The following is a 19,860-nucleotide window of genomic DNA, read 5'->3' on the forward strand; positions in this document are numbered from 1 at the left end:
CAATGCCCATGAAGCCGGCCACGATCGAGGCCTATAACGACGCCCAGGCCGATGCGGACCGCGCCATCTGCCAGGCCCTCCGGCAGGTCATCGACAGGGAACTGCCCGATGCCGAGAGCAAGATCTGGCATGCCCATCCGGTCTGGTTCCTCGAAGGCAATCCGATCGTGGGCTACAGCAAGCTCAAGACCTGCGTGCGCCTCCTGTTCTGGAGCGGGCAATCCTTCAAAACCCCGGGCCTTGCCGTGGAAGGCACCTTCAAGGCCGCCGAAAAGCGCTACACTGCGCTCCCCCAGATCGACGAAACCGCGCTGACCGCCTGGCTGGCCGAAGCCCGGGACATCCAGTGGGACTACAAGAACGTGGTCAAGAACAGGGGCCGGCTGGAGCGGCTCAGATAGTCAGGGTCGGTAGCGCAGCGCTTCGACGAGCCGCGCGAAAGCCGGCGATGTCTGGCCGCGGCTGGGATAATAGAGGTGATAGCCCTCGAAGGTGGGCATCCAATCCGCCAAAACCTGCAAAAGCGCGCCGCTTCGGATATGGGGCAGCGCCGCTTCTTCCGGAATGCAGGCCAGCCCATGGCCCTCCAGCGCCGCCGTCAGCACATGGCTGCCGGAATTGAAGGCCAGTTGTCCCTCGACCCGCACGTTGAGGCGTCTGCCCTCCTTCTCGAACTCCCAGGCATAGAAGCCGCCATAGGTGATCAGCCGCAGGTTGATGCAATTGTGTCCGGTCAGGTCTTCGGGCTGCGCGGGGTGCGGGCGGTCCCTGAAATAGGCCGGGGCGCCGACCACGGCCATCTGCCAATCCGGTGCGATCTGGGTCGCGACCATGTCCTTGGCCACCTGCTCGCCCAGCCGAACGCCGGCATCGTAACCACGCTCGACGATGTCGATCAGGCCATTCTCGGAATCGATCTCGATCTTGATATCGGGATGGTCGTGGGCAAAACGGCTGATCTTGGGCCAGAGGACGCTGCGCAGCGCATGCTCGGCGACATTGAGGCGGATCGTGCCGGCCGGCCGGTCGCGAAAGGCGCTCAAGGCCGCGATTTCTACGGCGATCTGGTCTATGGACGGGCCGACCGTGTTGAGCAGGCGCTGCCCGGCCTCCGTAGTGGAGACGCTGCGCGTCGTGCGCTTGAGCAGGGGAACACCCAGGCGCCGCTCCAACTCCCGGATTGTCTGGCTCAGCGCCGATTGCGAAACGCCCATCGTCGCCGCCGCCTTGGTGAAACTGCGGGCCCGCGCCACGGCGAGGAAAGCCTGCAGGTCACGCATGTCCGCGCCGTAATTCATTAGCTCTCCTAATAGACACAAGTGGATTTTACTGGATTATCGCAGAACCGCAAAGCGCTATGCTGCATCCAGGCAGGAGGAGGTGGTGATTGCGACCAAGTTTGTTTTCGTCGGCGCCATACCCTCGCTGCCGGCGGGACACGAGATGCGCGCGCGCCTTATGGTACCCCCGCGACACCCCGCGCCTAACCCGAGAATATCCATGACCACCGAAACCGCCCCCGCGCATGATGCACCGCAAGCCGAGCACTATCGGGGCGTATGGCTCACGGTCCTGCTCAGCCTGCTCCTTGGCTTCGCCTCGATCTCCACCGATCTCTACCTCCCGGCGCTGCCCAGCATGGCGGCGAGCCTGGGGGCGAGCCAGGGCACGCTCGAATTGACCGTCTCCGGCTACCTGCTCGGTTTCAGCCTGGGGCAATTGTTCTGGGGACCGGTCAGCGACCGTTATGGCCGCAAGGTGCCGCTTCTGGCCGGAGTGGCCATTTTCGCCGTCGGCGCGGCAGGCTGCGCCTTGTCCACCGACGCCTTCCAGATGATCGGCTGGCGCATCGTGCAGGCTCTCGGCGCCAGCGCGGCGGTGGTCATCGGCCGCGCCATGGTCCGCGACCTCTTCGCGCGCGAGGAAGCCGCCCGGGTGCTCTCGACGCTCATGACGATCATGGGCGTCGCTCCGCTTCTGGGTCCCATCCTGGGCGCACAGATCCTGGCGATCTCTTCGTGGCAATATATCTTCTGGACATTGGTGGCGATCGGGCTGGTGACGTCGCTCGGCGTGGTCCGGACCACGGAATCGTTGCCCCGGGACCGGCGCATGGATGCCGGACTGGGCAGCGCATTCGCGCATTATGGGCAGCATCTGCGCAATTCGCGGCTGATGCTTTATGCTGGCGTGCTCGGCTGCTTTGCCGCCGGCGTCTTCGCCTATGTCGCCGGCTCCTCTTTCGTGTTCATCCAATATTACCGACTCTCGCCCGATGCCTATGGGCTGGTATTCGCGGCCGGCATTGCAGGCATCATGCTGGCCAATATAGTCAACCGGCACCTCATCGGACGCTTCAGCAGCGACAGCCTGATGCTCACGGGCACCTTCGTGCGCCTGGCGGCGGGGCTCGTCGTGCTCGGCGTTGTAGCCGCCGGCTCGGACGGCCTGGTCGTCTTCACCGTCGGCCTGGCGGTGTTCGTGGCGATGAACGGCCTGGTCGGCGCAAATGCGGTGGCCGGCGGGCTGGCAAGCGTCGATCATGGCACCGGTTCCGCCTCCGCCCTGCTCGGGTTCGCGCAATATGGGGGCGGCATGGTCGGGTCGGCGCTGGTCGGGGCGCTCGCCGATGGAACGCCCTTTCCCATGGCCATCATCATCGTGGTCAGCGCGGTGGCAACGATAGCTTGCGCGGCCACCCTGAAATACATGAAACACCCCGATTCCGCGCAGCCCTGACCTTAGCGGGGGAGATCGCCTCGCACCGCCCGATTACGACCCGGCCGCTCGCGCCCGCCCCCTTGCATCCTCGGCCAATAATCCGCATATAGGCCCTCGGGAGGTTGGCGCGGACGTGTTCCTCGCCAACCGGGTCAGGTCCGGAAGGAAGCAGCCCCAACGAGATCCTCACGGGTCGATGCCAGCCTCCTACTCAATCTGTTCACAAGTGGGCATATCGGCCCCGCAAATCCGTTCTTGGCTTTTGCGGTCGGACGCGGCTTGCCCTATGGTCCGGGCATGAACGAAGGCAGATTCCCGACAAGGCGGCACACGGACGGGCGGCATGGCTGACAACCAGACCTCGCCCTATCTCGTCCTCGCCCGCAAATATCGCCCGCGCGACTTCTCCACCCTGGTGGGGCAGGATGCGATGGTGCAGACGCTGGGCAATGCCTTCGCGCAGAACCGCATCCACCACGCCTTCATCCTTACCGGGGTGCGCGGCGTGGGCAAGACCACCACGGCCCGCATCCTGGCCCGTGCCTTCAATTACGAGGACGAGACCGGACGCCACCCCACGCTCGACCTGTCGGTGGAGGGCAATCATTGCCGCGCCATCATCGAGGGTCGTCATGTCGACGTGGTGGAGATGGACGCCGCATCCAATACCGGCATCGGCGACATTCGCGAGATCATCGACTCGGTCAAATACGGCCCGGTCTCGGCGCCCTACAAGGTCTATGTGATCGACGAGGTGCACATGCTCTCCACGGCCGCCTTCAACGGCCTGCTGAAGACGCTGGAAGAGCCGCCGCCCTATGTGAAGTTCATCTTCGCCACCACCGAGATCCGCAAGGTCCCGATCACCATCCTGTCGCGCTGCCAGCGCTTCGACCTGCGCCGCATCCCGGCCGAGATCATGTCGGCCTATCTCGAAAAAATCCTCGGCCAGGAAGGCATCGGCTTCGAGCCGGACGCGCTGGCCATGATCGTGCGCGCCGGCGAAGGCTCGGCGCGCGACAGCCTCTCGCTGCTCGACCAGGCCATCGCCCACGGCAATGGCAATGTCAGTGCCGCCACGGTCAAGGCCATGCTGGGTCTGGGCGACCGGGCGCGGATCATCGATCTTTTCGAGGACCTGATGGGCGGGCGGATCGCCGAGGCGCTGACCGCCCTGCGCGAGCTCTACGATCTGGGCGCCGATCCGCAGACCTTGCTCGCCGACCTCGCCGAATTCACCCATCTCGTGACCCGCATCAAGGTCGTGCCCGCCGCGGCCGATGATGCATCGCTCACGCCCGACGAGCGGGTGCGCGGGCAGGACCTGGCCAATCGCCTCTCCATGCGGGCGCTGACCCGGACCTGGCAAATCCTGTTCAAGGGCAATGAGGAAGTCTCCCGCGCCGGCAATGCCCTGCAGGCCGCCGAAATGGTGCTGATCCGCCTCGCCTATGCCGCCGACCTGCCGAGCCCGGACGAACTGATCACCAAATTGACCCAGCAGGGCAATCTGCCTTCGGCCGCCGCGCCGGCGGCGGGCGGCCCTCCGCCCCTGCCGCCGCGCGCGCCTTCCGGCTCGGGCTCCGGGGGCGCGTCGGCACTGCGCGTCGAAGCGCCTTCCCTGGGCGAGCCGGCTACCATGGCCGTCGCCTCCCCCGGCCCGACGCCCAATGTCGCGGTGCAGCCGGCGCTGGCGACCGTCACCAGCTACAAGGATCTCATCGCCCTGGCCACGGCCAAGCGCGACATGCTGGTCAAGCTGGCGCTGGAAAGCCAGATGCTGCCGGTTTCCTTCGAGCAGGGCCGCATCGAGGTGGCGCTGGTCGAGGGCGCCAATCCCAACGTGGTCAACAATCTCTCCGCGCGGCTGCAGACCTGGACCGGGCAGCGCTGGCTGGTCACCGTCTCGACCAAGCCGGTCGAGGGCCTGACCATCAGGCAGGAAAAAGAGCAGAAAAAGGAAGCGGCGACGGCCGCGGCCCATGACGATCCGCTGGTCAAGGCCATATTGGAAACATTTCCGGGCGCCAAGCTGGTGAACGTGACGGTGCGCGATGAAGCCGCCATCATTCCCGAGCTGGCCCCGCCACCATCCGAAGAGGACGACGAATGAAAGACATCATGGGCATGATGAAGGCTGCCGGCGAAATGAAGGCCAAGATGGAGGCCATGCAGGCCGAACTGGCCGAACTGGTGGTCGAGGGCCGCTCGGGCGGCGGCATGGTCGTGGTGGCGCTGTCGGGCAAGGGCGAGATGCGCGGTCTCAAGATCGATCCCACTCTGCTCAAGCCGGAAGATGCCGAGGTGATCGAGGACCTGATCATGGCCGCCTTCAACGACGCCAAGGGCAAGAGCGAGGCGGAAATGCAGCGCAGGATGGCCGAGGTCACCGCCGGTCTGCCCATCCCGCCGGGCATGAAGTTTCCGTTTTGAGCTTTTTCGCCCCCTTGGCGGCGCTCAACGTTCACAGTCTGCTAACCAATTCGCCTTCCAGGTGACACCAAAATGCCGTCCGGCGGACCCGAAATCGAACAGCTGATCCAGCTCATGGCGCGCCTGCCCGGCTTCGGTCCGCGCTCGGCGCGCCGGGCGGTCCTGCACCTGATCAAGCGCAAGGAACAGCTCATGCTGCCCCTTTCGGCAGCGATCGACCGGGCCGTGGCGGCGGTGCGGACCTGCGAAGTCTGCGGCAATGTGGATACCACGAGCCCCTGCTCCATCTGCGCCGATCCGCGGCGCGGCGAAACGGGAATTCTCATTGTGGTGGAAGACGTTGCCGATCTCTGGGCGCTGGAGCGCGCCGGGGTCGGCCAGGTCCGCTACCATGTGCTGGGCGGCGTCCTGTCGCCGCTCGACGGCGTGGGGCCGGACGATCTCAACCTCGAAGGCCTCATCGCCCGGGCGCATGATTATGCCGAGATCGTCCTGGCCATGAATGCCACGGTCGAGGGCCAGACCACCGCCCATTACATCACCGACAGGCTGGCGGGCACCCCGATCAAGGTCACCCGCCTCGCCCATGGCGTGCCGGTAGGCGGCGAGCTCGACTATCTCGACGAAGGCACGCTCAGCCAGGCGCTCAGGGCCCGCACGGAGATCTAGAAAGGATCAGTGCAGGTCGGGCTTGAACTCGTCGCTGCCCTGCCAGACATGGTCGTCATCGACCGGCCCGTCCTCGTCCTCCTCGTAGAATTCCTCCTCGCCGATCAGGGCGTCGCGCGCATCGACATCGTCGGGGGCGAGCGCGTCCAGGTGATCAGCCGGATCGGCGGACATGAGCGCATCGGCACTGCCGGTTTCATCGGCATTCTGCGCATCGCGCTGCAATTCGGCCATGGCCCGGTCGAGTTCCTCGATCATGGCAGCGGGATCCTCGTCGCCGAAATCCCCGCTTTCGCGCGTGACCAATTCGTCGCGCATGTCGCGCAGCCGGGCCAGGCGGTCTTCGACCGGCCGGTCATCGCCATAGAGCAGTTCCTCGATCTCGGTCTGGCTGTAGGGCTGGGCGATGCCGGGCGTGTCGGAATTGTCGAAACTGGTTTCCTGCGGCACGATGCTGCCGGGATTATGGTGATGCTGAACCATGATCTGTCTCCCATAAGCGTCCATCACGAGAGCAGAACGCCGTGTCGCGCCCGCGGTTCGACCTGTCCGAGAGATTGTGATCGTATTGATATCGGGGCTTAGTTCAGGTCGCCCGGCTCCTCGCCCGCCAGGCGCAGGGCCGGCTTGTCGTCGCTGCCCCCTTCCCAGCCCGGCGGCAGGGGCTTGTTCGCCTTGGCGCCGAGTTCGCGCAGCATTTCGACCTGGCGCACGACATTGCCGCGCCCGTTCGATAATTGATTGCGCGCGTCGTCGAAACTGGAGCGGGCCTTGTCGAGATGCCCGCCCAGCTTGTCCATGCTGGCCAGGAACCCGGCCACCTTGTCGTAAAGCGCCCCCGCCCGCTCGGCGATTTCCTCGGCGTTCTGATGGCGCTTTTCGATGTCCCAGACATTGCGCACGGTGCGCAAGACCGTCATCAGCGTCGTCGGCGTGGTCAGCATGACGCCCTTGCTCATGCCGAATTCGACCAGCTTGGCATCGTGCTGGATGGCGGTGGCCAAAGCCGATTCGATGGGCACGAACATCATCACGTAATCGAGGCTGGAGCGGGCCGCGCGGTGATAGGTCTTGTCGCCCAGGGTGGCGATATGGGTGCGCACGGAGGCGATATGGGCGCGCAGATGCTGCTCGCGGTCGAGGTCTTCGCTGTTCACGAAGGCTTCGAAGGCATTCAGCGAAACCTTGGAATCGATGACCAGCCGATCGCCATTGGGCATCAGGATTTCCACATCGGTGCGGACGCGCTGGCCATCTTCGCCAGTATGGCTCTGCTGGACGAAATATTGCTCGCCCTCGCGCAAGCCCGATTGTTCCAGGATGGTTGCGAGGATCATTTCGCCCCAGGCGCCTTGCGTCTGGGAATTGCCCTTAAGCGCCCGGGTCAGGTTCTGCGCTTCGGTGGTGATCTGCAGATTGCTTTCCGCCAAGGCGCGGATGCGCTCGGCCATGGCGGAGCGATCCTCGATCAGGCCGCGATGAAATTCGCCGATCTTTTCCTGCAACGGCTTGAGCAGCACATCGACCTGTTCGCGGTTCTGCTTGCTGAAGGTCTCGCTGTGAGAGCGCAGGACGTCGCCGGCAATGGCCTTGAATTCGTCGGTCATCTGCTGGCGCGCCTCGAGGAAGCGCTTAAGATTGAGCTCGTTCTGCCGCCCCTGTTCGTCAAGCCGGGTGCGCATGGCGGCCAGTTCGGATTGCAGCTCGGCACTCTTGTCGCGCTCGCTGCCGAGCAGGTCGGCGGCGCGCTCGCGCTCCCGTTCGAGCTGCATTTCGAGATCGCGAATGCGCCCGTCGCGCAGGGCGACCTGCTCCTGGAAACTGCTCCGCAGATTGTCGGTCGCTTCCCGGGCGGCCGCGTCGGCCCGCCTGGCACTGGCCCGCGCCGCGGCCACCAGCAGCCCGACCAGACCGGCCAGGATCAGCGCCCCGCCGATCAGCAGGGCCAGGGCGAGGCTGACGGGGATGTCGCCCAGCGTGAAAAGGGTGCGGTCGAGTTCATTCATTCCTCCAGTCTAACCCGATTCTGATGTTCGCAAAATGTTCTTGTTCAAACCGGATTGAAACCGGCCGGAGTTGACCGGAAGGCCGGAAATCGCCATATCGGGGGCAAATCCTTTCCTCGCCGGACTTTCTGCCATGGCTATCCGCCCGATTCTCATCATTCCCGATGCCCGCCTGCGCGCCGTTGCCGACCCGATCATCGAGGTCGACGACGAGATCAAGACGCTGGCCAAGGACATGCTGGACACCATGTACGACGCCCCCGGCATCGGCCTGGCCGCGCCGCAGATCGGGGTGATGAAGCGCATCGTGGTGATGGACCTGGCCGGCGAAGGCGAGCCCCCGGCGCCGCTGGTGATGATCAATCCCGAAATCACCCATTTCGGTGAACAGATGCAGGTGACCGAGGAAGGATGCCTGTCCATTCCCGAGCTCTATTACGAGGTCGAGCGGCCCAATGAGGTCACGGTGAAATATACCGATCTCGACGGCAAGGACGTGACCAAGGCGGCCGAGGGCAAGCTCGCCGTCTGCATCCAGCACGAACTCGATCACCTCGATGGCGTACTCTATATCGACTATCTCAGCCGGTTGAAGCGCGACCGGGTGATCAAGAAGTTCGACAAGGCCGCCAAGCGGGCGGCTGGTTGATACCGCACATTACGTCTTCCCGCTCCTTCGTCATCACCGGGCTTGTCCCGGTGATCCATGCGATGCCCAGAGTGGATTGCCCGGACAAGCCGGGCAATGACGATCATAGGGGCATCCAGACTTAGCGAGGCTCCACATGCGCGTCGTCTTCATGGGTACGCCCGAATTTTCCGTCCCGACGCTGACCGAGATCGTTTCGGCCGGCCATGACGTGGTGGCCGTCTATACGCGCGCACCCAAGCCGGCGGGGCGCGGGCAGGCCGAGCGCAAGAGCCCGGTGCATGAAGCGGCGGAAGCTTTCGGCATTCCGGTCTTCACACCGCGCTCGCTCAAGGGCGCCGAAGAGCAGGCCGTCTTCGCCTCGCTCGGGGCCGACGTCGCCGTGGTGGTGGCCTATGGCCTATTGCTGCCCGCGCCGATCCTCGATGCGCCCGAATATGGATGTCTAAATCTTCATGGCTCGCTGCTGCCGCGCTGGCGGGGCGCCGCGCCGATCCAGCGGGCGATCATGGCGGGCGACAAACAGACCGGCATCGTCGTCATGAAAATGGATGAAGGCCTCGATACCGGCGCCATGGGGCCGACCGAGATCATCCCGATCGGGCCGGACATGATTGCCGGAGAACTGCACGACCAGATGATGCGCCTGGGCGCCGATTTGATGGGGCGGGCGCTGGCCGCGCTGGAGCGGGGCAGCCTCGATTTCACGCCGCAGCCGGACGACGGCGCCACCTATGCCGCCAAGATCGACAAGGCCGAGGCGCATATTGATTTCTCGCAGAGCGCCGAGCAGGTGCATAATCTCATCCGCGGCCTGTCGCCCTTTCCGGGCGCCTGGTTCGAACTGGAGCTTGGCGGCAAGACGGTGCGGATCAAGGCATTGCGCTCCGCCCTGGTGGAGGGGTCGGGTGAGCCCGGCGCCTTGCTGGGCGACGGCCTGACCATTGCCTGCGGCACCGGCGCGGTGCGGCTCGTGCAGGTGCAGCGCGAGGGCAAGGGGGCGATGGACGCGGCGACCTTCCTGCGCGGCGCCGGCCCCCTGCCCGCCAAAACTGTCTGATGGCCCGCTTCAAGCTCATTGTCGAATATGACGGCACCCCGTTCTGCGGCTGGCAGCGGCAGGCCGACCGGCTGAGCGTGCAACAGGCGCTGGAAGAGGCGATCCTGCGCTTTTCGGGAGAAACGGTGACCACCCAGGCCGCCGGGCGCACCGATGCCGGCGTGCATGCGCTGGGCCAGGTGGCGCATTTCGATCTGGGCAAGGACTGGGACCCGTTCCGGGTGCGCGAGGCGCTGAATTACCATTTGCGGCCGCACCCGGTCGTGGTGATTGCCTGCGAGGCGGTGGGGCCCGATTTCGAGGCGCGATTCTCGGCCAAGGCGCGCCATTACGAATATCGCATTCTCAATCGCCGGGCGCCGGCAGCCATCGAACGCAATCAGGTCTGGCATGTGCCGGTGCACCTGGATGCGGAAAGCATGCATGCCGCCGCGCAGCTCATTCTCGGCCGGCACGATTTCACCACCTTCCGCTCCGCCGAATGCCAGGCCAAGTCGCCGATCCGCACGCTGGACGTCCTCGACGTCAGCAGCGATGGCGAGGTGGTCGCCATCACCGCCAGCGCCCGCTCGTTCCTGCATCATCAGGTGCGTTCGATGGTGGGTTCGCTGAAACTGGTGGGCGAGGGCAAGTGGAGCCCGGCCGATTTCCGCGCGGCGCTCGACGCCGCCGACCGCGCGCGCTGCGGCGCGATGGCGCCGGCGAGCGGGCTTTATCTCACCGGGGTCGATTACTAGATCGCCGCCCCCAGGATCGGCTGCAGCATGAAGGCCGCGCCGAGCTGCACGAAGACGAACAGCGCCACATGCGCAGGCCGCAGCGTCAGGATCAGCCGGGCGATATTGACCCAGACGATCATGGCGACGATGCCCAGCGCCAGGAACGGGATGCTGCCGCTGGTGAGCTCCACCATCTGCCCATCTTCCGACAGGGCCATGGGGTGACCGAAGATCACGATGATCGCGACGGCCAGGATGCTCTGGAACAGCGTCACCCAGTTCTGCACCACAACGAAGGGGATGAAGCCATCGCTTCGGCCGAGCAGGCGCAGGACGAGATAGCCGACGCCATATTGCACGCCCAGCGCCACGCCGCCGAGCATGATCGCGCCCGCAGCCGCGCCCGCCGGCGCGCCGCCCCCGATGCCGAACAATTGCGGCACGAAAGCCTGAACCGCCATGCCCACCAGAATGGCGATGAACGAACCGACAAGCCCGACCTGGCGGAAATCGAAAAAGCTCGACGCCTGGCGATTGCCGATGACGAGCGCCAGGCAGCCGCGCGCGGCGCTCAGGAACTCATCGAGGAAGGTCGTGGTCGCTTTGGCCAAGGGCTTTCCTCAATACCTCAGTTTGAAACGTTGCTCAGCATGTAGAGGCTCATCGGCAGACCGACAAGCAGAACCACGGACAGAAATGCAAAAGCCGCGGAAACACCGATGGTCCAGCCGCCGGCCATGCGCCCCAGCCGGAACAGGAAATAGACCAGCCCCACCCAAAGCAGGGGCAGCGCCGGGCCGAGGATCAGCGAGACCAGCGACCCCAGCACCAGATAGGCGATGAGCGCATAGATGCCGGGGACCAGGATCGGCAGGGGCGAACCGGAACTGCGGACCGCAAAGCGGGTGGCGTAAAGCCCCGCCAAGAGGGCCACGAGCCAGAGCGACTGCACCACCATGATATCGAGGAACCCGACCAGGGTGGGTACCCCAACCTCGAAGGAGGCCAGCACGACTGCGAGGAAAGCGAAGACGTAAAACAGCACCAAGGCCGTGACCAGGCCCGCGCTGGTCAGCCGGAAATGCTCTTCCCAGCCGGTCTCGCCGCGCAGGATCATCCACCAGCCGGCAAAGGCCTCTTGCAGGTTCTGCCAGGTCTTCATGCCGGGTTCCCGGCGAAGAAGCGGCGCATGAAGCCCTCGTAGATCTCGGCAAGGCCGGTGAGGTCGCTGAGGGCGATATGTTCGTCGGCCTTGTGCATGGAGGGGCCGACAAGGCCGCATTCCACCACGGGGCCATATTGGGCGATGAAGCGGGCATCGGAGGTGCCGCCGCCGGTCGAATAGTCCGGCGCCTTGCCATTGCGCTCGGCGATGACGGCGGAGAGCGTCTCGATATCGGCGCCGAGCGGGGACAGGAAGGATCGGGACGGCACGCCCGCAATCTCGAAATCCACGCGCGTGCCATTGGCCTCGACCTGCGCGATGCGGCCGCGCACCCAATCGGCCAGCGTCCCGGGCGTCCAGAGATCGTTATAGCGGATATTGAACCGCAGGACGCCGCTCATCGGGATGACGTTGGAGACCGGATTACCGACATCGATGCTGGTCAATTCCAGATTGGAGGCCGGAAAATGCGCGCTGCCGCCGTCGAGCGGTTCGGACGAGAGTGCGGTGGCGACGGCGGCCAGCACCGGCAACGGATTATTGGCCTTGTGCGGATAGGCGACATGGCCCTGAGTGCCGGTGACGGTTACGCTGCCGGAAAAGGAGCCGCGCCGGCCGATCTTGATGCTGTCGCCCAAAGTCTCGGCGGAGCTGGGTTCCCCAACGATGGCGAAATCGAAGTGATGGCCATTTTCCGCCATCCAGCGCACCAGCTTTTCGGTGCCGTTGATGGCGTCGGCCTCCTCGTCATTGGTGATGGCGAGCTGGATGATGCCGGCCTCGGGCGGAATGGCGGCGCAGGCGGCGACGAAGGCGGCGATGCCCGATTTCATGTCGGCGGCGCCGCGGCCATAAATCCGGCCATCGGCAATGCGGGGCTGGAACGGATCGGCGGTCCAATGGGCCGCGTCGCCGGGCGGCACGACGTCGGTATGGCCGGCAAAGAGCAGGCGACGCCTGCCCTCCCCGCGCGTGGCGAAGAGATTATCGACCGGATAGGAGCCATCGCCCTCGAAACGCAGGCGGGTAACGGCAAAGCCGAGCCCTTTAAGCTCGGCTTCCAGCAGGTCGAGCGCCCCGGCCTCCTCGGGCGTGACCGAGGGGCAGGCGATGAGGCGTTCGAGCAGCTTTACCGGATCGATGGCCAAGGCAGGCTCCTTGCTAGTCCCGCAGCAGGTCGTTGATGGCGGTCTTGGAGCGGGTCTGGGCGTCGACCGTCTTGACGATGACGGCGCAGTAAAGGTTGGGGCCCGGCGTGCCGTCCGGCAGGGGCTTGCCGGGCAGGGAGCCCGAGACCACCACTGAATAGGGCGGCACCTTGCCGATATGGACTTCGCCGGTGGTGCGATCGACGATCTTGGTGGAGGCGCCGATGAACACGCCCATGGAGATGACCGCGCCTTCGCCCACGATCACGCCTTCGACGATTTCCGAGCGGGCGCCGATGAAGCAATTGTCCTCGATGATGACCGGGCCGGCCTGGAGCGGCTCGAGCACGCCACCGATGCCGACGCCGCCGGACAGGTGCACGTTCTTGCCGATCTGGGCGCAGGAGCCCACCGTGGTCCAGGTATCGACCATGGAGTTTTCATCGACATAGGCGCCCAGATTGACGAAGCTGGGCATGAGGATAACGCCCTTGGCGATATGGGCGGAATTGCGCACGATCGCCCCCGGCACGGCGCGGAAGCCGGCCTCGCGATAGCGGTTCTCTCCCCAGCCCTCGAACTTGGAGGGCACCTTGTCCCACCAGGACGAGCCATGGGCGCCGCCGGAGATCAGCTGATTGTCGTTGAGGCGGAAGGACAACAGCACGGCCTTCTTCAACCATTGATTGACCTGCCAGGTACCATCGACCTTTTCGGCCACGCGCGCCTCGCCATTGTCGAGCAGAAGCAGGGCGGCATCCACCGCATCGCGAATCTCGCCTTTGGTGGCAAACGTCACCTCGGCGCGGTTCTCGAAGGCAGCGTCGATGATCTGGGCGAGTTGGGCGTGCGACATGGCGGGTCCTCTATGATGTCGCGCGGACCATAGCGGGGACGGTTTGCGTGTCAACGGGGCGTGATGATGCACCGGCCGGCCTCTCGGTGGGCAGGCGCACGTTTGGCAAGCACGATGCGGCACCCTCCCCCTTGCGGCGAAGGGCTGGGGTGGGGGATGGGCGGTAGGATGCCCGCTGGGCAACCAGTGCGCCGGCTCCCCCTCCCAGCTTCGCTAGGCCTTTCGCCAAGCTGCGCTACCTCCCCCGTCAAGGGGGAGGTGAGGGGCCGGCGCCCGCCTACCGCAGGTCCGATGCCGGGTAGACGCCGAGAATGCGGAAATAGTCGGTGAAGAATTTGAGCTCGTCGAAAGCGTGCTGGACGCCGATATCGTCGGGATGGCCTTCGATGTCGGCATAGAACTGGGTGGCGGTGAAGGCGCCGCCGACCATGTAGCTTTCGAGCTTGGTCATGTTGACGCCATTGGTGGCGAAGCCGCCCATGGCCTTGTAGAGCGCCGCAGGCACGTTGCGCACGCGGAACACGAAGGTGGTCTTCACCTTGTTATCCTGTTGCGGCGCATTCTGTTCGGTGGGAGAGAGCACGAGGAACCGGGTGGTGTTGTGGTCGGCATCCTCGATATTTTCGGCCAGCACGTCGAGACCGTAAATCTCCCCGGCAAAGCGCGAGGCGATGGCGGCAACGGACTTGTCCGCCTTCTGCGCGATCTCGCGGGCCGAACCGGCCGTATCCACCGCATTGATGGTTTTCAGCCCATGCCGGGCGATGAAGCGCCGGCACTGGCCCAGCGCCACGGACAGCGACTGAACCGATTTGACATCCTCGAAACGGGCGCCGGGCACGCCGAGCAGCGTCATTTCCACGCGCAGATAGGTCTCACCGATGATGAACAAGCCGCTTTCGGGCAGCAGGTGATGAATATCGGTGATGCGGCCATAGAGCGAGTTTTCCACCGGCACCACGGCGAAGTCGGCGCGGCCGGACTGCACGGCGCTCAGCGTCTCCTCGAAGGTGACGCAGCCGACGAATTCCTCCCCCGGAAACACATTGGCCGCCGCCGCATGGCTGAAGGCGCCGGGCTCGCCCTGGAAGGCAATCTTTTTCGTCATGGCGTGAAAATCCGTTGAACAATGGCCGGGCCGGTTCTTGCGCGAGCGGAGAGAGGTGTCAATCGTGGCGAGGCGTGGTTCTTTGCCCGTGCCATTCGAGCGCAGCTCTCATGGCCTTCGAGCCTAAAATCTCCCCAGCGGAGAGATTTTCCCGCTTTGCGGGCGGCTCGAAGTGTCGCACCGGGGTTTGAGCTGTTGCGCCCCAAGGGGCTTGATACTATCTTCCGCGCGCGCCGGGTTGGTCGGTTGAGGCAGATTCCCTCATGGGAATCGGAATTTTGGGCCAGCGGCGCTTAATGTCCGCAGGGGATGGACCGGCAGAGAGACCAAATGGATTCGTTCGAGCTAAACAAGATTCTAGGCGCCGTCCTCGGCACGCTGTTGTTTGTGATGGGTGTCGGCTTTCTGGCCGAAGCCATCTATCATCCGATTGAAGGCCGCGGCCCCGGCTATGCCCTTCCCGAGCCGGAAGTGGTCGCCGATGCCGGTGCGGTGGAAGAAGAGCCCGCCGTGCCGATCGCCGCGCTCCTGGCCAGCGCCAGCGTCGATCGCGGCGCCGCTGCCGTGCGCAAGTGCCAGTCCTGCCACAATTTCGGCGAGGGCGAGCCCAACAAGCAGGGCCCGAACCTCTACAATATCGTCGGCGCGCCCAAGGCGCACATGCCCGATTTCGCCTATTCGGACATCCTGCTGCAGCAGAAGGCCGAAGGCCAGGTCTGGTCCTATGACAACCTGAACGCCTTCCTCGAAAACCCGCGTGGCTATGCCCCGGGCACCAAGATGGCCTTTGCCGGCGTGCGCTCGCCTGAAGAGCGCGCCGATATCCTGGCCTATCTGCAGACGCTCTCGGGCAGTCCGGTGCCCTTCCCCGAGGCCGACGCCGCAGCGGCGCCCGCCGCCGACGAGCCGGCCGAGGGCGATGTGCCCGCCGCCGCGCCTGCTTCCGAATCGCCGGACAATACCGTTCCGGCCGAAGTGACGACCCCTGCTGCCGGCGGCAGCGAGGTTGAGGAACCCACGGCGCCCGAAGGCGCGGTGGACACCCCCACCACGACGCAGTCCGAAACGCCCGTGCAGGGCACCCCGGTGCAGGAAACCACGCCGGAAGCGCCGCTTTCGGGTGACGAAACCGCACCGACCAGCGGGCAGTAAGCCCTAGACGACGTGAATTACGGAAGGGCCGCGCCAAAAGCGCGGCCCTTTGCTTGAGGACCATGAGAATGCTGCTGCTCCACCTTTCCGATGTCGATGAAGCAAGCTGGGCCAAGGCCTTTGCCGAAGCGCTGGCGCCCTATCCCGTGGTGCGGCGGGGCGACGATTTCGATCCGCGCCAGGTGCGCTACATCTTTGTCTGGAAGCCGCAGGCGGATGCCTTTGCGGGCTTCGACAATCTCAAGGCGGTGTTCTCGCTGGGCGCGGGCGTCGATGCGCTGATGAAGCATCCCGACCTGCCGGACGTGCCGGTGGTGCGCTTCGTCGACAACGATCTCAGCCAGCGGATGAGCGATTACGTGGTGGCCCATGTCACCATGCATCATCGCCAGTTCACCCGCTTCCGCGCCGACCAGAAGGCGCGCCGCTGGAGCCAGTTCTATCCGCCCTCGGCGCAGGAAAGCACGGTCGGCGTCATGGGCATGGGCGTTCTCGGGCAAGATGCGGTGCGCCGGCTCAAGCCGCTGGGCTTCACCCTGCGCAGCTGGAGCCGGACGCCGAGGCCGGTCGAGGGCGTCACCGGCTTTGCCGGCGACGGCGAATTCGACGCCTTCCTGTCAGGCACCGATATCCTGGTCAACCTGCTGCCGCTGACGCCGGAAACCGCCGGCATTCTCAATTACGAGACCTTCACCAAGCTGCGCCGCGGCGGGCTGGCAGGCGGCCCGGTGATCATAAATGCCGCCCGGGGCGGACATCAGAAAGAGGCTGACATCGCCCGGGCGCTGGGCGATGGTGTGCTGGGCGCGGCGAGCCTGGACGTGTTCGAGGTCGAGCCCCTGCCCTCATCCAGCCCGCTCTGGGATATCGAGAACTGCTATATCACCCCGCATATCGCCGCCATTTCGGACATTGCCAGTGGAGTGCGCTATTTCTCCGGCATCCTGCGCGATCACGAGGCCGGCAAGGCGCTGATCAATGTGGTGGACCGCGCCCGCGGGTACTGACACGCAAATTTCACTGGCAGGATCGCCGAATTTGTTCAACCTTAGCGTCCCAACCGTCACCCCTGAGACTGCATGACCGATAGCGCCGCTCCCGCCAAGCTCAGTTTCTACGATCGACTGAAGCTGGCTACCAAGCATCGATTTGCCGAACCGATCCTGGCGGCCCTGTGTTTCCTCGAAGCGATGATCCTGCCGGTCTTCCCGGAAATCATGCTGGCGCCGATGATCATCGCCGACCGCATGCGGGCCTGGCGGCTGGCCACCATCTGCACCGTGGCCTCGGTCACCGGGGGCCTGGCGGGCTATGCCATCGGCTATTTCCTGTTCGACAGCATCGGCCGGCCGATCATCGATTTCTACGGCGCGGGCAATGGCTTTGAAGCGCTGCGCCACAGCTTCAACGAGAACGGCCCGCTGATGATCCTGATCGGCGCGCTCTCGCCGATCCCCTACAAGGTCATCACCATCACCTCGGGCGTGGCGGGTCTCGATATCTGGACCTTCGTGATCTACGGGCTGATCGGGCGCGGCCTGCGCTATTTCGTGCCCTGCGGCCTGTTCTACTTCTTCGGGCCGGTGGCGGGCGAATTCATCGAGAAGCACAAGAAATGGGCCGGCTGGGGCATGATCGTGCTGGTCATTGTCGGCTTCGCCATGGCGCCGCTGCTGTTCCCCAAATCCCATGGCCCGGCCACCGAGATCGCCGTCGAGCAGATGACGGCGGTGGACGAGGTGGTGCCGCGCGAATTGCTGCCCAATCCCGGTGAACTGCTGACCGATACCGAGACGGCCCCGGCCACCAATCCGGGCAACTAGAGCTCGAGCACCCAATATTGGCCATTGAGGTCGGCGCCGAAGGAATGGTGCCGCTCCTCCCGCGCCAAGGTGAAGCCGGCTCCCTCATAGATGCGACGGGCCGAGACCAGGCAATCCTGGGTCCAGAGCATGATGCGGCGATAGCCGGAAGCGCGGGAAAAGGCCACCGCCTCCGCCACCAGGCGCTTGCCCACGCCCTGTCCGCGATGGGCCGGCTCGGTATAGAGCATGCGCAATTGCGCGGTCCCTTCGGGCTCGCCGGCCGCCGGGATGATGAAGATCGAACCGGCGATCTCGCCCCCCTGTTCGGCCACCCAGAGTGATTTGGGCGGGCTGGCGGGGGCCGCCTCATATTCGGCATAGATCGTGGTGATCAGCGTTTCGAATTCACCGTTCCAGCCCTGTTCGAGATGGTAGAGCAGGCCCTGGCGGTGGATCAGCCAGCCGATATCGCCGATCCGGGGTGGCCGCAGGATCAGCGGCGCGGACGGCTCGGACGGCGCCAGCACAGTGCGGATACGTGCCATGGAGCCCACCAGATCGCGACGACGGATTTCGTCCAGCGGGGCGATCAGGGCGTCTATGGCCGCATCGCTGGCTCTGTCGAAACCCTCATAAACCGCCTGGCCGCGTGGCGTCAGCGCCATGTTGTTGGCGCGCCTGTCGCCCGGATCGGGGGTGATCGCGAGCAAGCCGAACCCATCCAGACGCCGCACCATCCGGCTCAGCTGGCCCGGATCCATGCCGAGCTCGCGCGCCAGTTCGCTGGCGGCGGTGACCGCGCCGCGCTTGCCCAGTTCGTAGATCACCCGCGCATCGCCCAGCGAGAAGGGACTGTCATGCATGCCCTCGTCGAGCAGGCCGATGATCTTGGTATAGAAGCGGTTGAAAGCACGGATATGGGCGATGTCGTCGGCGCGTATGGCCATTTCCGGCTCCGGGGAACAATTGTTGACACCGTCAATCATTTGATTGACTGTGTCAACTACATTGTTCAGCGCCCATAACGCTCCCGGATCAGCGCGTGCAGCGCGCGGATACCCTGGTCGGTGGCGCCGATAGGGCGGCCCGGCCGGGCTTCAGGCGCCCAGCCGAAAATGTCGAGATGCAGCCAGGTATTCGCCTTCTTGACGAAGCGGCGCAGGAACAGCGCGGCCGTCACGGAACCGGCATAGCCGCCCGAGCCGGTATTGTTCATGTCGGCGATCTTGGAGGAGAGCTGGCTGTCGTAATTGCCCCAGAGCGGCATGGGCCAGAGCGGGTCTTCGACCCCGGCGCCGAGTTCGGCCAGGCGTCCCGCCACGGCGGCCTGGTTGGAATAGACTGCCGGCAGGTCCGGGCCCAGGGCCACGCGGGCGGCGCCGGTCAGCGTCGCCATGTCGACCAGGAGGTCGGGCGCTTCCTCATCGGCCAGGGCCAGGGCATCGGCCAGGATCAGCCGGCCCTCGGCATCGGTATTGCCGATTTCGACCGTGAGCCCGGCGCGGGAACGCAGCACGTCGCCCGGGCGAAAGGCCGCGCCGGCAATGGCATTTTCCACCACCGGCAGCAGCACCCGCAGGCGCACCGGCAGGTCGGCCGACACGATGGCATGGGCCAGGCCCAGCACATTGGCGGCGCCGCCCATGTCCTTTTTCATCATCAGCATGCCGGCGGCCGATTTGATGTCGAGCCCGCCCGTATCGAAGGTCACCCCCTTGCCCACCAGGGTGACCTTGGGATGGGCGGGATCGCCCCAGGCCAGATCGACGAGGCGCGGCGCCTGCATGCTGGCGCGGCCCACGGCATGGATCATCGGGAAATTGGCGCCGAGCAGCTCGTCGCCGGCAATGACGCGGATATCCATGCCATTGCGCCGGGCAAAATCCTGCGCCGCCTGTTCCAGCGCATCGGGGCCCAGATCGTTGGCCGGTGTATTGATGAGGTCGCGGGCCAGACTGGCCGCCTCGACCTGGCGATCCACCTCGGCCGCGTCGGCGCCGGCCGGCAGCACCAGCGTCGGCGCGAGCTTGGCCTCGCGATAGCGGTCGAACCGATAGGCGCCCAGGCGGAAGGCGATGGCGGCCAGCGTCGGATCGCCATATTCCCCCTCCAGCCTGTAGCTGCCTTCTGGCAGCGCGGCAGCGGCAAGGCCCGCCAGGAAGGGCGCACGTCCCTCGACGGGGCCGGTGCCGAAAAGCCAGACCGAAAGCCCGCCGTCCTCATCGGGCACGGCCAGGAGCCGCCCGCGCTGGCCGGAGAAATTCTGCGCCGCGGCCCAGGCGGCGCCCCGGGCATCCAATCCCGCCCCGTCCAATCCGCCTTCGGCGACGAATTTGAGGGGAATGGTAACGGGATTGGCCATGATGAAC

The 19,860-nt window shown here is 65.3% G+C and carries 21 protein-coding genes and 1 other RNA gene; 12 read left to right on the forward strand and 10 right to left on the reverse strand.

Translation table 11 applies throughout. The annotated features are described in order from the left end of the window. Positions 1-8 precede the first annotated feature (8 nt). A complete protein-coding gene (locus A3840_RS07015; protein WP_067453972.1) occupies positions 9-401 on the forward strand; it encodes a DUF1801 domain-containing protein in 393 nt (130 codons plus the stop codon). Here the strand turns inward: A3840_RS07015 and A3840_RS07020 are convergent, their stop codons facing one another. Further along, positions 402-1,298: a LysR family transcriptional regulator gene (locus tag A3840_RS07020; RefSeq protein ID WP_067453975.1), complete on the reverse strand. Its 897-nt coding sequence runs from the start codon at positions 1,296-1,298 to the stop codon at positions 402-404. A 202-nt stretch (positions 1,299-1,500) separates the two neighbouring features. On the opposite strand from A3840_RS07020, the gene A3840_RS07025 reads away from it, so the two are divergent. The 5 genes from A3840_RS07025 to recR all read left to right on the forward strand — a co-directional run bounded on the left by A3840_RS07025 (position 1,501) and on the right by recR (position 5,823). Beyond that, positions 1,501-2,739: a multidrug effflux MFS transporter gene (locus A3840_RS07025; protein ID WP_067453978.1), complete on the forward strand. Its 1,239-nt coding sequence runs from the start codon at positions 1,501-1,503 to the stop codon at positions 2,737-2,739. A gap of 98 nt (positions 2,740-2,837) precedes the next feature. Next, positions 2,838-2,933, forward strand: an RNA gene (gene ffs, locus A3840_RS07030) — signal recognition particle sRNA small type. A 131-nt stretch (positions 2,934-3,064) separates the two neighbouring features. Beyond that, the gene (locus tag A3840_RS07035; protein ID WP_067453982.1) at positions 3,065-4,834 is read left to right on the forward strand and encodes a DNA polymerase III subunit gamma/tau; all 1,770 of its coding nucleotides are present in this window, start codon (positions 3,065-3,067) and stop codon (positions 4,832-4,834) included. Beyond that, on the forward strand, positions 4,831-5,154 hold the full coding sequence (locus A3840_RS07040; RefSeq protein WP_067453985.1) for a YbaB/EbfC family nucleoid-associated protein: 324 nt from the start codon (positions 4,831-4,833) through the stop codon (positions 5,152-5,154). The genes A3840_RS07035 and A3840_RS07040 overlap by 4 nt, the downstream gene beginning before the upstream one ends. 72 nt (positions 5,155-5,226) lie before the next feature. Next, positions 5,227-5,823 (forward strand): recombination mediator RecR, encoded by a 597-nt coding sequence (recR, locus tag A3840_RS07045; protein WP_067453988.1) that lies wholly within the window; start codon positions 5,227-5,229, stop codon positions 5,821-5,823. Positions 5,824-5,829: 6 nt separating this feature from the next. On the opposite strand, the gene A3840_RS07050 is transcribed toward recR, so the two are convergent. Continuing rightward, positions 5,830-6,306 carry a hypothetical protein gene (locus A3840_RS07050; protein ID WP_067453993.1) on the reverse strand — a complete coding sequence of 159 codons (477 nt, stop codon included), beginning with the start codon at positions 6,304-6,306 and terminating at the stop codon, positions 5,830-5,832. Between the two features lie 98 nt (positions 6,307-6,404). Then, positions 6,405-7,829: a DNA recombination protein RmuC gene (locus tag A3840_RS07055; RefSeq protein ID WP_082903707.1), complete on the reverse strand. Its 1,425-nt coding sequence runs from the start codon at positions 7,827-7,829 to the stop codon at positions 6,405-6,407. Positions 7,830-7,962: 133 nt separating this feature from the next. On the opposite strand from A3840_RS07055, the gene def reads away from it, so the two are divergent. The 3 genes from def to truA all read left to right on the forward strand — a co-directional run bounded on the left by def (position 7,963) and on the right by truA (position 10,275). Further along, entirely contained in the window at positions 7,963-8,478 is a 516-nt protein-coding gene (def, locus tag A3840_RS07060; RefSeq protein WP_067453996.1) for a peptide deformylase, read from the forward strand. A gap of 136 nt (positions 8,479-8,614) precedes the next feature. Next, complete coding sequence (gene fmt, locus A3840_RS07065) at positions 8,615-9,538, forward strand: methionyl-tRNA formyltransferase (protein ID WP_067453999.1); 924 nt, start codon at positions 8,615-8,617, stop codon at positions 9,536-9,538. Then, positions 9,538-10,275: a tRNA pseudouridine(38-40) synthase TruA gene (truA, locus tag A3840_RS07070; RefSeq protein ID WP_067454002.1), complete on the forward strand. Its 738-nt coding sequence runs from the start codon at positions 9,538-9,540 to the stop codon at positions 10,273-10,275. The genes fmt and truA overlap by 1 nt, the downstream gene beginning before the upstream one ends. Here truA and A3840_RS07075 read toward each other — a convergent pair. The 5 genes from A3840_RS07075 to A3840_RS07095 all read right to left on the reverse strand — a co-directional run bounded on the left by A3840_RS07075 (position 10,272) and on the right by A3840_RS07095 (position 14,534). Continuing rightward, positions 10,272-10,868: a hypothetical protein gene (locus tag A3840_RS07075; RefSeq protein WP_067454005.1), complete on the reverse strand. Its 597-nt coding sequence runs from the start codon at positions 10,866-10,868 to the stop codon at positions 10,272-10,274. The two genes, truA and A3840_RS07075, sit on opposite strands and share 4 nt — an antisense overlap. Positions 10,869-10,885: 17 nt before the next feature. Then, complete coding sequence (locus A3840_RS07080; RefSeq protein ID WP_067454008.1) at positions 10,886-11,419, reverse strand: hypothetical protein; 534 nt, start codon at positions 11,417-11,419, stop codon at positions 10,886-10,888. Beyond that, on the reverse strand, positions 11,416-12,570 hold the full coding sequence (gene dapE, locus A3840_RS07085; RefSeq protein ID WP_067454011.1) for a succinyl-diaminopimelate desuccinylase: 1,155 nt from the start codon (positions 12,568-12,570) through the stop codon (positions 11,416-11,418). The genes A3840_RS07080 and dapE overlap by 4 nt, the downstream gene beginning before the upstream one ends. A gap of 13 nt (positions 12,571-12,583) precedes the next feature. Then, positions 12,584-13,426, reverse strand: a complete 843-nt coding sequence (gene dapD / locus A3840_RS07090) for a 2,3,4,5-tetrahydropyridine-2,6-dicarboxylate N-succinyltransferase (protein WP_067454014.1) — start codon at positions 13,424-13,426, stop codon at positions 12,584-12,586. A gap of 277 nt (positions 13,427-13,703) precedes the next feature. After that, positions 13,704-14,534, reverse strand: a complete 831-nt coding sequence (locus tag A3840_RS07095; protein WP_067454018.1) for a prephenate dehydratase — start codon at positions 14,532-14,534, stop codon at positions 13,704-13,706. 330 nt (positions 14,535-14,864) lie between these two features. Here A3840_RS07095 and A3840_RS07100 point away from each other — a divergent pair, with 330 nt between their 5' ends. The 3 genes from A3840_RS07100 to A3840_RS07110 all read left to right on the forward strand — a co-directional run bounded on the left by A3840_RS07100 (position 14,865) and on the right by A3840_RS07110 (position 17,509). Next, positions 14,865-15,686: a c-type cytochrome gene (locus A3840_RS07100; protein ID WP_082903721.1), complete on the forward strand. Its 822-nt coding sequence runs from the start codon at positions 14,865-14,867 to the stop codon at positions 15,684-15,686. Between the two features lie 68 nt (positions 15,687-15,754). Further along, a complete protein-coding gene (locus A3840_RS07105; RefSeq protein ID WP_067454025.1) occupies positions 15,755-16,693 on the forward strand; it encodes a 2-hydroxyacid dehydrogenase in 939 nt (312 codons plus the stop codon). A 72-nt stretch (positions 16,694-16,765) separates the two neighbouring features. Beyond that, positions 16,766-17,509: a YqaA family protein gene (locus A3840_RS07110; protein WP_067454028.1), complete on the forward strand. Its 744-nt coding sequence runs from the start codon at positions 16,766-16,768 to the stop codon at positions 17,507-17,509. Here the strand turns inward: A3840_RS07110 and A3840_RS07115 are convergent. Both A3840_RS07115 and A3840_RS07120 read right to left on the reverse strand, forming a co-directional pair. Further along, positions 17,506-18,438 carry a bifunctional helix-turn-helix transcriptional regulator/GNAT family N-acetyltransferase gene (locus tag A3840_RS07115; protein ID WP_067454031.1) on the reverse strand — a complete coding sequence of 311 codons (933 nt, stop codon included), beginning with the start codon at positions 18,436-18,438 and terminating at the stop codon, positions 17,506-17,508. The genes A3840_RS07110 and A3840_RS07115 overlap by 4 nt on opposite strands. Before the next feature lie 65 nt (positions 18,439-18,503). Further along, complete coding sequence (locus A3840_RS07120; RefSeq protein ID WP_067454034.1) at positions 18,504-19,853, reverse strand: leucyl aminopeptidase family protein; 1,350 nt, start codon at positions 19,851-19,853, stop codon at positions 18,504-18,506. Between the last annotated feature and the right edge of the window lie 7 nt (positions 19,854-19,860).

This window comes from Devosia elaeis (assembly GCF_001650025.1).
GTDB classification, from domain to species: Bacteria; Pseudomonadota; Alphaproteobacteria; order Rhizobiales; family Devosiaceae; genus Devosia; species Devosia elaeis.

What these genes read in the sequence shown, in the direction of transcription:
- A3840_RS07015 (WP_067453972.1), top strand. Translation starts at nt 9, where the DNA reads ATGAAGCCGGCCACGATCGAGGCCTATAACGACGCCCAGGCCGATGCG.
- A3840_RS07020 (WP_067453975.1), bottom strand. Translation starts at nt 1,298, where the DNA reads ATGAATTACGGCGCGGACATGCGTGACCTGCAGGCTTTCCTCGCCGTG.
- A3840_RS07025 (WP_067453978.1), top strand. Translation starts at nt 1,501, where the DNA reads ATGACCACCGAAACCGCCCCCGCGCATGATGCACCGCAAGCCGAGCAC.
- A3840_RS07035 (WP_067453982.1), top strand. Translation starts at nt 3,065, where the DNA reads ATGGCTGACAACCAGACCTCGCCCTATCTCGTCCTCGCCCGCAAATAT.
- A3840_RS07040 (WP_067453985.1), top strand. Translation starts at nt 4,831, where the DNA reads ATGAAAGACATCATGGGCATGATGAAGGCTGCCGGCGAAATGAAGGCC.
- recR (WP_067453988.1), top strand. Translation starts at nt 5,227, where the DNA reads ATGCCGTCCGGCGGACCCGAAATCGAACAGCTGATCCAGCTCATGGCG.
- A3840_RS07050 (WP_067453993.1), bottom strand. Translation starts at nt 6,306, where the DNA reads ATGGTTCAGCATCACCATAATCCCGGCAGCATCGTGCCGCAGGAAACC.
- A3840_RS07055 (WP_082903707.1), bottom strand. Translation starts at nt 7,829, where the DNA reads ATGAATGAACTCGACCGCACCCTTTTCACGCTGGGCGACATCCCCGTC.
- def (WP_067453996.1), top strand. Translation starts at nt 7,963, where the DNA reads ATGGCTATCCGCCCGATTCTCATCATTCCCGATGCCCGCCTGCGCGCC.
- fmt (WP_067453999.1), top strand. Translation starts at nt 8,615, where the DNA reads ATGCGCGTCGTCTTCATGGGTACGCCCGAATTTTCCGTCCCGACGCTG.
- truA (WP_067454002.1), top strand. Translation starts at nt 9,538, where the DNA reads ATGGCCCGCTTCAAGCTCATTGTCGAATATGACGGCACCCCGTTCTGC.
- A3840_RS07080 (WP_067454008.1), bottom strand. Translation starts at nt 11,419, where the DNA reads ATGAAGACCTGGCAGAACCTGCAAGAGGCCTTTGCCGGCTGGTGGATG.
- dapD (WP_067454014.1), bottom strand. Translation starts at nt 13,426, where the DNA reads ATGTCGCACGCCCAACTCGCCCAGATCATCGACGCTGCCTTCGAGAAC.
- A3840_RS07095 (WP_067454018.1), bottom strand. Translation starts at nt 14,534, where the DNA reads ATGACGAAAAAGATTGCCTTCCAGGGCGAGCCCGGCGCCTTCAGCCAT.
- A3840_RS07100 (WP_082903721.1), top strand. Translation starts at nt 14,865, where the DNA reads ATGGATTCGTTCGAGCTAAACAAGATTCTAGGCGCCGTCCTCGGCACG.
- A3840_RS07105 (WP_067454025.1), top strand. Translation starts at nt 15,755, where the DNA reads ATGCTGCTGCTCCACCTTTCCGATGTCGATGAAGCAAGCTGGGCCAAG.
- A3840_RS07110 (WP_067454028.1), top strand. Translation starts at nt 16,766, where the DNA reads ATGACCGATAGCGCCGCTCCCGCCAAGCTCAGTTTCTACGATCGACTG.
- A3840_RS07115 (WP_067454031.1), bottom strand. Translation starts at nt 18,438, where the DNA reads ATGGCCATACGCGCCGACGACATCGCCCATATCCGTGCTTTCAACCGC.
- A3840_RS07120 (WP_067454034.1), bottom strand. Translation starts at nt 19,853, where the DNA reads ATGGCCAATCCCGTTACCATTCCCCTCAAATTCGTCGCCGAAGGCGGA.